Here is a 14,012-nt window from a genome sequence, read left to right on the forward strand (position 1 = left end):
GTAAATTATTTGTTATAAATAAAAATAATAACATACGTAATTATTATCTAATTATATAAACATTAAAAAATAGTTAAGCCGTAGCTAACTGTTTACTAAAATAATTTTACCAATCAAATCCCCTGATTCCATATGGTGATGTGCGCTTTCCACCTGACATAATGTATATATTTTGTTAATTATTGGTTTTATCTTACCGTTCTGTAGCATTCCCCATACTTGCTGATGCAGCTCTTTAGCGATTTGCGCTTTCTCTTCATTACTTCGAGAGCGCATTGTTGACCCTGTATGGGTTAAACGTTTTACCATCAATGGCATCATGTTCAGCTGAGTTGGGTTTCCTTTCATCATGCCAATTTGGATGATCCGCCCAAATTTTGCTGCTACTACGTAGTTTTTGCTCACATAGTCGCCACCAATAATATCGACGACCATATTCACACCATGATGATTTGTATACTCCTGAGTCACTTTCACAAAATCGTCTGTTCGGTAATTAATCACACAATCCGCACCAAGTGATTTCGCCGCTACCGCTTTATCTTCTGAGCCAACCGTCGTTATCACCGTGGCACCAAATGCTTTTGCGAGTTGGATAGCAACACTACCAATACCCGAGGTGCCACCATGAATAAGTACTGTATCCCCTTGTTTCAGCTGCCCAATCTGGAACATATTCGCCCAAACAGTAAAAAAGTTCTCTGGGATAGCCGCCCCTTCTTCAAAGGATAAATTTCCTAATGGCAAAGCGATATCTTGGTGCACTAAGCAGTACTCGGCGTAACCACCACCTGCCACAAGCGCACAAATACGGTCACCTATCGTCCATTGCGTCACATCATCGGCTTTAGCCACAACCGTACCCGATACCTCAAGTCCCATGATTGGCGATGCATCTGGCGGTGGCGGGTATGAACCTTTGCGTTGGAAAATATCAGGACGGTTAACACCTGCGGCTTCCACTTTAACGATTAAATGACCAGGAAGGAGTTTAGGGAGCGGAATCTCTATTAGCTGCAGTTCATCCGAAACGCTTGGATCAATAATGTCGACAGCTGTCATTAATGGGGGCAACGACATCAAATTGTTACTCATTATGACCTCTTTTTATAGGTTAATAGGAAAAAATGATATTTTTCTGTTTATTCTTGTGTTAATTTAATGCTAATAAACTATGTAAAATAAAACATGTTTTTACTATGTTTTTTATCTCTCTTTTTATATATTAAATTTATGTATTTAATATAGGTCAAATCTTGCAATTGCTAATATCCTGTAAATTAGCATGATCTGCTGAATCTATTAGATTGGTAAATTTAGCATTCTTTGCTTTTTTATTTAATAACTCGTTTCTGTCTTATATAGCCCTTACCTGTTCAATTATCTTATGCTAAAATTGACTCATATCAATAATTTTAACCTGATTGAGCATTTAATATGATCCCAGAAAAAAGAGTTGTTCGTCGCATCCAGTCTGGTGGTTGTGCTATTCATTGCCAGGATTGCAGTATTAGTCAGCTGTGTATTCCTTTTACTCTGAATGAACACGAACTGGATCAACTCGATAATATTATCGAACGTAAAAAACCTATTCAAAAAGGCCAAGCTTTATTTAAAGCAGGCGATGAATTACGTTCTTTATACGCTATTCGCTCTGGCACAATTAAAAGCTACACCATTACTGAAGAAGGCGATGAGCAAATCACAGGTTTCCACTTAGCGGGCGACCTCGTTGGTTTTGATGCCATTATTCATACACAGCACCCAAGTTTTGCTCAAGCGCTAGAAACTTCAATGGTTTGTGAAATTCCATTTGAAACGCTGGACGATTTATCTGGCAAAATGCCTAACCTGCGCCAACAAATTATGCGCCTGATGAGCGGTGAAATTAAAGGGGACCAAGAAATGATCCTCTTATTATCTAAGAAAAATGCGGAAGAGCGTTTAGCTGCATTTATTCTCAACCTATCTCATCGTTTTGCTGAGCGTGGTTTTTCTCCAAGAGAATTCAGACTCACCATGACTCGTGGTGATATTGGTAATTACCTTGGCTTAACCGTTGAGACAATTAGCCGTCTGTTAGGTCGCTTCCAAAAAAGCGGTATGCTCAGCGTTAAAGGTAAATATATTACCATCGACGATATGGCAAAACTAACTGATATCGCTGGTAAAGTATCCCCAGTTTCTTGCTAATATTCCTATAAACGGGTCACAAACTTTGTGATCCGTTGTTACTTTTTAATCACATTTCTTGCGTATTTATCCCCAATAACATAGTTTAGAGAGATGGAACTATCCGTTTATTGAGAGGATGTCAGCATGGCTAACTATAAAAATCTTTTAGTAGCAATCGACCCAAATCAGGATGATCAACCGGCATTAAGGCGTGCAGTTTATATCGTACAGCGTAATGGCGGACGGATAAAAGCCTTCCTGCCTATCTATGACCTATCTTATGACATGACTACCCTGCTTTCTCCTGAGGAACGCAATGCAATGCGCAAAGGGGTGATCAGCCAAAAAGCCGCGTGGATAAAGCAACAAGCCCATTTTTATTTAGAAGCGGGTATTGAGATAGAAATTAAAGTCATTTGGCACAACAAGCCTTATGAAGCCATCATTCAGGAAGTCATTAGCGGTCAACATGATCTTCTACTGAAAATGGCGCACCAAACTGACAACTTAGAATCCATCATTTTTACCCCATTAGACTGGCATTTATTAAGAAAATGCCCGTGTCCTGTTTGGATGGTGAAAGACAAAGTTTGGCCAGATCACGGTTCTGTAGTAGTTGCGGTGAATCTTTCTAATGAAGAGTCTTACCATGATGACCTAAACATCAAGTTGGTTGAGAAAACCCAAGATCTCGCTCGAAGGATCATTAAAGAGCAGGAAATTCATTTAGTCAGCGCTTACCCCATTGCGCCAATGAACATTGCCATTGAACTGCCTGATTTTGACCCAAGCTTGTATAACAATGCCCTACGCGGTCAGCATCTGATAGCCATGAAAAGCCTGCGGCAGAAGTTTGCAATTGATGAGAAATACACCCATGTTCGTGAAGGGCTACCTGAAAAAATCATTCCTGACATGTGTGAAGAACTACACGCGGGTGTCGTGGTACTCGGCATATTAGGTCGTACTGGGCTTTCTGCTGCGTTCTTAGGAAATACGGCGGAACATGTTATTGATAAGCTAAAATGCGATTTATTAGCGATTAAACCTGACGGCTTTGTATGCCCTATTAGTGCCGCGGATGATTAATTAAATTGGCGATAAACATCAAATTTAGAAGCTCATAAATAGATATATTTGTGAGCTTTTTACTATTATCTTCTTAGTGGCCATTATCAATTACTCATAATTCGATTAATAATAAAAAAGAAAATATTCAGATATAAAAACGCCCTGAATTCAGGGCGTTTTATTTTATACCGTCAATGATAAGCAATTACAGCGCTTTTAAAATTGCATCCACGCTTGCTTTCGCATCACCAAATAACATTTGGGTATTTTCTTTAAAGAACAGTGGGTTTTGTACCCCTGCATACCCTGTATTCATTGAGCGTTTAAACACAACGACATTATTCGCTTTCCAAACTTCTAACACAGGCATACCCGCAATTGGGCTGTTTGGATCTTCTTGCGCCGCTGGGTTAACGGTATCATTCGCACCGATAACCAGCACCGTATCTGTTTCAGCGAAATCATCATTGATTTCATCCATTTCTAATACGATGTCATAAGGAACTTTCGCTTCCGCTAACAGTACGTTCATGTGCCCCGGTAAACGCCCTGCAACTGGGTGAATACCGAAGCGAACATTGATGCCACGCTCACGCAGTTTTGCCGTAATATCGTGCACCGGATACTGCGCTTGAGCCACAGCCAGACCATAGCCCGGAGTAATAATCACTGAAGTTGAGTTTTTCAACATTTCAGCGACTTCTTCCGCTGTGGTTTCGCGGTATTCGCCCATCTCTTCTTCAGAGCCAGTTGATGAACCATCAGTACCAAACCCGCCTGCAATAACACTGATAAACGAACGGTTCATCGCTTTACACATAATATAAGAAAGGATGGCACCCGATGAACCGACTAAGGCCCCAGTCACGATCAGCAAGTCATTACTGAGCATAAAACCTGCCGCTGCCGCTGCCCATCCTGAATATGAGTTCAGCATGGAAACCACCACTGGCATATCTGCACCGCCGATAGAGGCAACTAAATGCCAACCGAAGGCTAATGCAATCGCAGTCATGATTAGCATCACGAAAACTTGCAGGCCAACGCTGTCAGTTTTAACGAAAATAACCAGCAAAATAAATGAAACAACTAAGGCCGCAAGGTTTAATTTATGGCGATTTGGTAACATCATCGGCTTAGATGACATTTTTCCTGACAGTTTGCCATAAGCCACAATTGAGCCTGTAAACGTGACCGCACCGATGAAAATACCCAAGAAAACTTCCGTTAAATGAATATTTTCCATCACGCTGCTGGCATGACCTTCACTTGCAATAAAGCTGTTGAAGCCCACAAGTACCGCTGCCAAACCCACAAAACTGTGCAAAATAGCAACCAGCTCAGGCATTTCGGTCATTTCAACTTTTTTGGCTAAACGAATACCAATCACGGCACCGATCACCATTGCCACAATCATCCAACCCACATTGGCGCTATGAGGCCCCAAAATGGTGGCAATCAGGGCAATCCCCATACCGATAATGCCGTATGTGTTCCCGCGTTGAGAACTTTCATGGCGAGATAGCCCCGCGAGGCTGAAAATAAATAGGATAGCAGCAACGATGTAGGCTGCTGTCACAACTCCACTTGACAACATAAGTTACCCCTTATCCCTTACGAAACATTTTTAACATGCGTTGAGTTACTGTGAACCCACCGAAAATATTGATGCTTGCGATCAAGATCGCAATAAAGGATAAGAAACTTACCCAGCCACCACTGCCAATTTGCAGCAATGCACCAACAACAATAATCCCTGAGATGGCGTTAGTGACCGACATCAACGGGGTATGCAGCGCATGGGTGACGTTCCACACCACGTAGTATCCCACCACACAAGCCAGCGCAAAGACGGTAAAGTGCGATAAAAACTCGGCTGGAGCTGAGTTGGCGAACCATCCAAACAGGATGATAGCCAGTGCCATCAGTGCCATCTTGGTTACCGGTGACATTTTTTTCTCTGGCGCTTTCACCTTTTCAACGGCTTTCGGCTTCGCTTGTGGCTGAGCTGAAACTTGAATTGGCGGTGCTGGCCAAGTGATTTCACCTTGCTTGATAACAGTAACGCCGCGAATGACTAAATCATCAAAATCAATCGTGATTTCGCCATCTTTTTCTTTGCACAACAGCTTCATCAAGTTAACAAGATTGGTCCCATATAGCTGAGACGATTGCGTTGGTAAACGGCTTGGTAAATCGGTGTAACCAATGATTTTGACACCATTCTCAGTGACAACTAATTTATCCGCTTGGGTCAACTCGCAGTTACCACCCGTTTGTGCGGCAAGGTCAACCACCACACTGCCCGGCTTCATTGATTCGACCATCTCTTTGGTGATCAATTTCGGTGCTGGTCTACCCGGAATAAGCGCTGTCGTTACAATAATATCCACGTCTTTTGCTTGCGCAGCAAATAGCGCCATTTCTGCCTTAATAAAGGCTTCAGACATCACTTTCGCGTAACCATCACCGCTACCCGCCTCCTCTTTAAAATCCAATTCGAGGAACTCGGCACCCATACTTTGAACTTGCTCTTTCACTTCTGGGCGGGTATCAAATGCTCGAACAATCGCGCCTAAGCTACCTGCCGCACCGATCGCAGCCAGACCCGCCACACCCGCACCGATGATCATCACTTTTGCTGGCGGTACTTTACCAGCAGCAGTAATTTGACCGGTGAAGAAGCGTCCAAATTCATGAGCTGCTTCCACAATCGCGCGGTAACCGGCGATATTTGCCATTGAACTTAATGCATCGAGTGATTGTGCCCGAGAAATACGCGGCACTGCATCCATTGCCATTACGTTGATATTACGGGCTTTCAGTGCCTCCATTAACTCAGGGTTCTGCGCCGGCCAAATAAAGCTGACTAAAGTCGCCCCTTCTTTTAATAAAGGAATTTCGTCCGACAATGGTGCATTCACTTTAAATACAATATCCGCAGAAAATGCACTCTCACGAGAGACAATTTCTGCACCAGCTTGCTCATAAGCTGCATCATCAAAACTTGCTAAATGTCCCGCATTTTGCTCGACACACACCGAAAAACCCAATTTTAACAATTGGGTAACTGTTGATGGTGTAGCGGCAACACGCGCTTCATTGGCAAGTCGTTCTCTTGGTATACCAATTCGCATAATATTCCCTTTTTAAAGCTCGAAGTAATCTATGTTGTAGGTTATTCGCCAAAAAAATGACTGCCTTATCAAAAGGAAAAGTCCTATTTTGTCGTTGAACAGATGTAAAATGTCCTAATAACCTACTGAAATTAGCCTTATTGATCCATAATTGATCACGATTCTAAGACAGTAAATGGAATTCACCGTGGAAATCTTAGTTTTAGGTCAATAAAATACTGGATACTTTAAAAAAACTGGTAAATTTGACTAGTCAATCATTATTTGTATCTTATAAAAATAAAATAGTGCGACAACATGGGCAGTTACGTGTAATAATCACCGCCATGTGTTACCACTATTTATTCAGCATGTTTATAATAAATTGCGCAAGGCGGAAGGATTTTGTATGAAGCTGAAAACTACGGTCATCGCAGCCGCGGTGCTATCATTAACTAGTATAACCGCTACACAGGCGGCTGTTGAATTAACGCCAAAACAGGCTACTGAATTACAACCTTATGAGCGTATAACCGTCACTGGGCGTTTTAATGCTATCTATGAAGCATCCGATGCAGTTTCCCGTAGGGCTGATAAGATGGGGGCTTATGCCTTTTACATTCAAAGCCTTGATGATGTAGGTGACAGTGGCAACATGCGTGTTGTTGCTGATGTGTACGCCAAAGATGCATCAAAACGTGAAGAATCTGCTCGCCGAGTTTTCGGTGGTGTTGAAGAAATGTCTAAAGCGGACGCAAAAGTGTACCAACCTTTTGATGCCGTCACTGTAAGTGGTTTCTACCCATCTGAACCTGACTTATACGAAGCTATCGCGAAAAAAGCCAAAGAAAAAGATGCAGCCTCATTTTATGTGGTTCGTAACGTAGCCATGAATGACGGCGGTAACACTTTAGCAACCGCATATATCTATAAGAAAGATGCACCTAAGCGCCAAATTCAAAAAGAAGAAGCAGTTGTTCCCGCTGATTCAGAAGCGGGTCGTGCGTTGTTAGCACAAGGTGGTGAAGCTGCTGATAAAGTTCTGATCCCAGGCGTTGCAAGCTCAGAAGAACCAACCGAAGCGGTTGGCCGTTTCTTCGAAACTTCCTCAAGTCAACCAGGTCGTACTAGCGTGACATTACCAAGTGGCTATGTCATTGAAGAAGTGAACAAAACAGCCGCAGCTATGATGGTTCCATTTGATTCTATTACCTTCTCCGGTTATTACACCAATACCCCAGAAGTTCGTTATCAAATCGCCAAGCGTGCAGAAGCTAAAGGTGCAAAATACTACCATATCACTCGTGAATGGCAGTCGAATGGTGGCAGCGTCACCATCAGTGCAGACCTGTTCAAATAATTAGATAGCTCTATTTTGTTATGAAAGCCAGCTTAAATATCAAGCTGGCTTTTTTTGTTTGCTCTGCCATACTTTTTTATAACCTCGAGTGAGTAGTTTATAAAATGTGTGCCTATTTGCCATAAACAACGAAAGTGAATAAAACATCTTGTTCTGTGCATATTTTCCCATTGCATCTGTCGCATTTCATTCGTAGAATCCACACTCTAATTTAGCAGGCGATCCAACTGGATTTAAAAGCTGTGACAGTGAATCCATTTATAGCATTGCTATCTTAACGTGATTTTAACTTTTGATTGCACAACAACCAGGATATACATTGAAAAATACATTAAGCCTTACTGCACTCACCGCGCTAGTTCTTAGCTCAATGGTTGGTGCTGGTGTATTTAGCCTTCCGCAGAATATGGCTGAAGTGGCAAGCCCATTAGCATTAATTATCGGCTGGTCCATCACGGGCGTCGGGATCTTATTTCTTGCATTCTCTCTTTTACTCCTTTCCAGAATTCGTCCTGATCTGGATGGTGGAATATTTACTTATGCAAAAGTAGGATTCGGTGAGTTTATTGGTTTTTGCTCTGCATGGGGCTATTGGTTGTGTGCTGTTGTCGCCAACGTTTCTTATTTAGTCATTGTTTTTGCTGCGATCAGCTTCTTTACTGACACGCCGGATAACATTGTGTTTGGCGATGGAAATACTTGGCAAGCTCTGATCGGTGAATCTATCTTACTGTGGGTTGTGCATTATTTAGTTCTTCGCGGTGTGCAAACGGCGGCGGGGATCAATAAGCTAGCCACGATGGCGAAATTAGTCCCTCTTGGGTTATTTATCGTACTCGCGTTCTTTGCCTTCAAGCTCGATATTTTTGATGCCGATTTTAGCGGTATTGACCTTGGTATTCCCGTTTGGGAACAAGTTAAAGACACCATGCTGATTACTTTGTGGGTCTTTATTGGTATTGAAGGTGCTGTCGTCGTCTCCGCTCGCGCGAAAAACCGCCGAGATGTCGGTCTAGCCACCATTTTTGCGGTAAGCTCTGCATTAATTATCTATATTCTTGTCACGCTTTTATCTCTTGGGATCATGCCTCGAGCCGATCTGGCTGAGATTAAAAACCCGTCGATGGCAACATTAATGGTTTCTTTAATTGGCTCTAGTGGTGACATCATTATTGCAGCTGGTTTGATTATCTCTGTTTGTGGTGCCTATTTGAGCTGGACAATTATGGCGGCTGAAGTTCCGTATATTGCCGCACAATACCAATCATTCCCTAAAATTTTCAATAAATTAAATAAGAATGATGCGCCATCTTCTTCGTTATGGTTCACCAATGGTGCAGTTCAATTATCTTTAGTGCTGATTTGGTTAAGTGGCAGTAACTACAATACCCTGCTGACTATCGCTTCAGAGATGATTTTGGTTCCTTACTTTTTGGTCGGTGCCTTCTTAGTTAAAGTTGCTTATCAACGCCATAGTAAAGCCCTGCTCGCGGTTGGTTTTGTTGCTGCTGTCTATGGATTATGGCTATTGTACGCGTCAGGATTGATTAACTTGATGCTCTCCGTGGTACTTTATGCACCAGGGATCATTATTTTTCTGTATGCTCGTTCACAACAAACAGCAAAAGCGCCATTGAAGTTAATTGAGAAAATTTTAGCATTTGGGATTGCGATAGCCTCAGTACCAGCTTTATATTCCCTGTTAGCGTAATCCACTCTTTATTAATGAGCTAAATTTAACCCATTGAATTTAGCTCATTTTTTATTATCTTTATTTCCCCCTGCTCAACCCCCACGTTTTTTACAATTTTCATCCTTTTTTGTGATGTAGTTTTTGAATGACTATTCACCAATAAGGAAACTAAAATGCACATAGCCCCAACGAATCTGCGTACAGTCACATTTGCTGATCGCCCTACTTTTATTCATTCCCCATCAGAAGCGACACATTCGATGTCTCAAAGAATAACAGCCGTAACCCAATCATTCCCTCCGCAATCGCCAAGCCACTTTCAGCAAAAATTACCTCAAATTAAAGCGCAAGATCGTATCGAAGGCTTTCAATTTAAATTAGCAACTCAGCAGCAAATAGAACAAGCTATTGAGCGATAAATCCCAAACAGCGCTAGCTTGCTAAATATATTGAGGACAACTCAGTTGCTAATGCAGAAATAGTGCAAACCCATTAGCATGTTGTAACTAAAAAAGGGTTGAGCCATAAAGCTTATCCGTAATCAATTCTATGGCTATTTCACAATAAAAAAATGCGCGAGTGATAAAGTTACCACATCGCGCATTAATTATCTTATTAGCCAATAAATTATCATCAGCCTAACGCTATCATTAACCCCAAACTACAGTTGCTGCGTTAAACTTTCCATGGTTTGAATGATACGTTTATCCGAAATCGGATATGGCGTTCCAAGCTGTTGAGCAAACAAGCTCACTCGCAACTCTTCAATCATCCAGCGAACTTCCTGTACTTCCGGTAACTGCTTTTGCAATGGAGTGAGTTTACTCATCCACTGCTGCCACATGGTTTGCACGTGTTCAACTTTGCTCATCTGCGCGCGGTCACGATTTGGATCGATGGCTAACTTTTCTAACCGACGTTCAATACCGTTTAAGTAACGCAAAATATCCGGTAATCGCTTCCAGCCCTGCTCCGTCACAAACCCTTTAAATACCAATCCTGACATTTGAGCTTTGAGATCAGACAATGCGAGCGCCATCGAAAAATCAACGCGACCTTTCAACCGTTTATTGATAGCAAATACCGACGTTAAGATTTGCTCAACTTGCTTGGCGATATTCACAACCACATCGTTCAATTCCGCTCTCGCGTACTCTTTTAATGATTCAAACTGCTCTTCAGTCCATACGGCGCCGCCATAAGTTGCAATCAGCTGATCAATACCGCACGCAATACAATCATCAATTAATTCAAGCACTTTGCCATAAGGGTTAAAATAGAGTCCTAATTTGGATTTATTCGGCAGTTTTTCATGCAAATATTTGATTGGTGAAGGAATGTTCAAGAGTAACAACCGACGAACTCCGCCCCACATTGCTTGCTGTTGCTCGAGTTCAGTTTCAAAAACACGGATCCCCACACTGTTCTTTTCGTCCACTAACGCTGGATAAGCTTTAACTGAATATCCCCCACGTTTTTGTTCATAACGTTGTGGTAACTCACCGAAACTCCAAATATGCAAGCCACTTTGTTCAATTCCATCATCCACAACTTCGGACAGTGTTTCTTGCACTTTTTCCTTAAGGCTATCTTTTAAGGCATCCAGATCTTGCCCTTCCGCGATGGTTTTATTTTTGTCATTCACCACTCGATAGGTCATTTTTAAATGCACTGGAAGTTGGTCTAATTGCCAAGCTTCACGCTCTACCGTTACCCCCGTCATTCGACGCAGTTCGCGTTCTAGCTTATCTAATACACTACCTTCAGGAGTTGGAACTCGCTCCAAAAATGCAGAAGCATAGTTTGGCGCAGGCACAAAGTTCCGACGAATAGGTTTAGGCAATGATTTGATTAATGCAACGATTAATTCGTGGCGTAGGCCCGGTACTTGCCAGTCAAAGCCCACATTTTGTACCTGATTCAAAATGGCTAATGGGATATGAACGGTGACGCCATCAGCGTCAGTGCCGGGTTCAAACTGGTAGCTTAAACGGAATTTGAGATCACCTTGATACCAATAATTTGGGTAATCAAGCGCCGACACATTCCCGGCATCTTCTTTGATCAGCATATTTTTTTCAAAACTGAGCAAATCCGGTTGCTGTTTTGATGCAGTTTTCCACCAGTTATCAAAATGACGAGAGGAAATCACATCATTCGGAATACGCTGGTCATAAAACGCAAATAGCGTTTCGTCATCCACTAAAATATCTCGGCGGCGTGATTTGTGTTCCAAATCTTCCACTTCTGATAACAGTTTTAGGTTAGCTCTGAAGAACGCATGACGGGTATTCCAGTCGCCTTCCACCAGTGCGTGACGAATAAAGAGTTCACGGCATAATAATGGATCAATCGAACCATAATTCACTTGGCGTGAAGCCACAATCGGCAACCCATATAAAGTTACTTTTTCCGATGCTGTCACAGCACCTTCTGATTTTGACCAATGGGGCTCACTATAGTGGTGTTTTACCAAATGCTCAGCTAGCGGTTCAATCCATTCAGGATCAATGGAAGCCGCAATCCGACCCCACAACTTTGATGTTTCAACCAGTTCAGCGACCATCGTCCACTTCGGTGGTTTTTTGAATAAACCGGAGCCTGGGAAGATAGTAAATCGCGCATTTCTCGCCCCCGTAAACTCATGTTTTTCAGCATCTTTCTGACCGATATGAGAGAGCAATCCTGCCAATAGCGAGACATGAATACTGCGAAAATCTGCCGGTACACTATTGATCGCAAACCCTTGCTCTTTCACAACTTGGCGTAACTGAGTGTAGAGATCTTGCCACTCGCGAATTCGCAAATAGTTAAGGAAATCCTGACGACACATTTTTCTAAATTGTGCGTTAGATAATTCCTCTTGCTGTTGTTTTAAATAGTCCCACAGATTTAAAAATGCCAGAAAATCCGATTGCTTATCATGGAAACGTCGATGTTTTTCATCAGAAGCTTGCTGCTTATCCAGCGGTCTTTCACGGGGATCTTGAATCGATAATGCCGAAACGATCACCATTGTTTCGCGTACCGCTCCATACTTTCTGGCTTCAATCACCATTCGCGCTAAACGTGGGTCAACGGGTAATTGTGCTAACTGGCGTCCGATATCGGTTAATCGATAACCTTTATCTGCATCTTTATGAGGTTGGATCCCACCAAGCTCTTCCAGTAATTTGACACCATCTTGAATATTGCGCTTATCCGGTGCTTCAACGAATGGAAATGCCGCGATATCCCCAAGTCCGATTGAGGTCATCTGTAAAATGACCGACGCTAAGTTGGTTCTCAGGATTTCAGGATCGGTAAACTCCGGTCGAGATAAGAAATCTTCTTCAGAATACAAGCGGATACAGATACCGTCCGAAACACGACCACAGCGCCCTTTACGCTGATTAGCAGAGGCTTGCGAAATCGCTTCAACAGGCAGACGTTGTACCTTGGTGCGATAACTATAACGGCTGATACGCGCATAACCCGTATCAATCACATACTTGATCCCCGGAACCGTCAGAGAGGTTTCTGCGACGTTAGTAGCAAGGATAATCCGACGGCCACCATGAGGATGGAAAATTCGGTTTTGCTCACTGTTAGATAATCGAGCAAACAGCGGTAAGACTTCCGTATGACGCAGTTGTAACTTGGATAAGGCATCAGCGGTATCACGAATTTCACGCTCACCACTCATGAAAATCAGAATATCGCCAGCACTTTCACGTCCTAACTCATTAACGGCATCGATAATACCGTCAATTTGGTCGCGTTCGCTGTCATTATCATCCCCCATAATTGGGCGATAACGTACTTCAACTGGGTATGTCCGTCCTGAAACCTCTACAATCGGTGCATGACCAAAGTGGCGAGAGAATCGTTCTGGATCAATCGTCGCTGATGTAATAATGACTTTTAAATCAGGGCGCTTAGGCAATAATTGGCGCAAATACCCTAAAATAAAATCAATATTTAAACTGCGTTCATGGGCTTCATCGATAATGATAGTGTCGTATTGCAGCAGCAATTTATCATTCTGCAATTCCGCTAGCAAAATACCATCCGTCATTAATTTAACTTGGGTGGTATCACTCACTTGGTCACTAAAGCGAACTTTATAACCGACATTGGTTCCTAATTCGCACTCTAATTCTTGTGCAAGGCGTGAAGCTACTGAGCGAGCCGCTAATCTCCTTGGCTGAGTATGACCAATAAAACCCTTCACGCCACGGCCAAGTTCTAAGCAAATTTTAGGGATTTGCGTGGTTTTACCTGATCCCGTTTCACCCGCGATGATCACCACTTGATGCTGATTAATCGCATCAAAAATAGCTTGTTTTCTTTGGCTAACCGGTAAATTTTCAGGGTAAACAATTTTCGGCATATTCAGGCGTTTTTTCTCAACCTTCTGTTTTGCCTTTTCAATATCCCCTTTGATAACTTCGATAACTGCCATACGAGATTTTTGATCTTGTATTTTTGCAATACCGTGAAGGCGCTTCTTCAGTTGCCATTGATCACGCAGTGATGTTTGTTCAATTTCAGCATGTAATGCTGACAGAATGGAGTCCATTCTTAAATCCTTATTTTTCAATTCATTATAGCGCCA

At 42.4% G+C, this 14,012-nt stretch carries 9 protein-coding genes; 5 read left to right on the plus strand and 4 right to left on the minus strand.

Features of this window, described 5'->3' with window-relative positions; translation table 11 throughout:
- Positions 1-84: 84 nt before the first annotated feature.
- The gene (locus GKR74_RS12725; protein WP_195848770.1) at positions 85-1,095 is read right to left on the minus strand and encodes an NAD(P)H-quinone oxidoreductase; all 1,011 of its coding nucleotides are present in this window, start codon (positions 1,093-1,095) and stop codon (positions 85-87) included.
- A gap of 342 nt (positions 1,096-1,437) precedes the next feature.
- On the opposite strand from GKR74_RS12725, the gene GKR74_RS12730 reads away from it, so the two are divergent.
- Together GKR74_RS12730 and uspE are read left to right on the plus strand one after the other, a co-directional pair.
- Positions 1,438-2,193, plus strand: coding sequence for an FNR family transcription factor (locus tag GKR74_RS12730; RefSeq protein ID WP_006659880.1), 756 nt, complete (start codon positions 1,438-1,440; stop codon positions 2,191-2,193).
- A gap of 126 nt (positions 2,194-2,319) precedes the next feature.
- A complete protein-coding gene (gene uspE / locus GKR74_RS12735; protein WP_132495897.1) occupies positions 2,320-3,264 on the plus strand; it encodes a universal stress protein UspE in 945 nt (314 codons plus the stop codon).
- A gap of 187 nt (positions 3,265-3,451) precedes the next feature.
- Here the strand turns inward: uspE and pntB are convergent, their stop codons facing one another.
- Entirely contained in the window at positions 3,452-4,840 is a 1,389-nt protein-coding gene (pntB, locus tag GKR74_RS12740) for a Re/Si-specific NAD(P)(+) transhydrogenase subunit beta (protein ID WP_036948336.1), read from the minus strand.
- A gap of 13 nt (positions 4,841-4,853) precedes the next feature.
- The gene (pntA, locus tag GKR74_RS12745) at positions 4,854-6,383 is read right to left on the minus strand and encodes a Re/Si-specific NAD(P)(+) transhydrogenase subunit alpha (protein WP_154603863.1); all 1,530 of its coding nucleotides are present in this window, start codon (positions 6,381-6,383) and stop codon (positions 4,854-4,856) included.
- A 388-nt stretch (positions 6,384-6,771) separates the two neighbouring features.
- Here pntA and ydgH point away from each other — a divergent pair, with 388 nt between their 5' ends.
- The 3 genes from ydgH (at position 6,772) to GKR74_RS12760 (ending at position 9,834) form a co-directional block, all read left to right on the plus strand.
- The gene (gene ydgH, locus GKR74_RS12750) at positions 6,772-7,722 is read left to right on the plus strand and encodes a DUF1471 family protein YdgH (protein ID WP_154603864.1); all 951 of its coding nucleotides are present in this window, start codon (positions 6,772-6,774) and stop codon (positions 7,720-7,722) included.
- Between the two features lie 319 nt (positions 7,723-8,041).
- Entirely contained in the window at positions 8,042-9,433 is a 1,392-nt protein-coding gene (locus GKR74_RS12755) for an amino acid permease (RefSeq protein WP_036948151.1), read from the plus strand.
- A 155-nt stretch (positions 9,434-9,588) separates the two neighbouring features.
- Positions 9,589-9,834, plus strand: coding sequence for a hypothetical protein (locus GKR74_RS12760; RefSeq protein WP_154603865.1), 246 nt, complete (start codon positions 9,589-9,591; stop codon positions 9,832-9,834).
- A gap of 242 nt (positions 9,835-10,076) precedes the next feature.
- Here GKR74_RS12760 and hrpA read toward each other — a convergent pair whose 3' ends face one another.
- A complete protein-coding gene (gene hrpA / locus GKR74_RS12765; protein ID WP_154604412.1) occupies positions 10,077-13,976 on the minus strand; it encodes an ATP-dependent RNA helicase HrpA in 3,900 nt (1,299 codons plus the stop codon).
- Positions 13,977-14,012 lie beyond the last annotated feature (36 nt).

Source organism: Providencia sp. wls1914 (genome assembly GCF_009706645.1).
Lineage (GTDB): Bacteria > Pseudomonadota > Gammaproteobacteria > Enterobacterales > Enterobacteriaceae > Providencia > Providencia zhijiangensis.

Bases quoted from the DNA above. Each gene is read 5' to 3' on its own strand.
- ydgH (WP_154603864.1), top strand. From the start codon at position 6,772: ATGAAGCTGAAAACTACGGTCATCGCAGCCGCGGTGCTATCATTAACT.
- pntA (WP_154603863.1), bottom strand. From the start codon at position 6,383: ATGCGAATTGGTATACCAAGAGAACGACTTGCCAATGAAGCGCGTGTT.
- GKR74_RS12730 (WP_006659880.1), top strand. From the start codon at position 1,438: ATGATCCCAGAAAAAAGAGTTGTTCGTCGCATCCAGTCTGGTGGTTGT.
- uspE (WP_132495897.1), top strand. From the start codon at position 2,320: ATGGCTAACTATAAAAATCTTTTAGTAGCAATCGACCCAAATCAGGAT.
- hrpA (WP_154604412.1), bottom strand. From the start codon at position 13,976: ATGGACTCCATTCTGTCAGCATTACATGCTGAAATTGAACAAACATCA.
- GKR74_RS12760 (WP_154603865.1), top strand. From the start codon at position 9,589: ATGCACATAGCCCCAACGAATCTGCGTACAGTCACATTTGCTGATCGC.
- GKR74_RS12725 (WP_195848770.1), bottom strand. From the start codon at position 1,095: ATGAGTAACAATTTGATGTCGTTGCCCCCATTAATGACAGCTGTCGAC.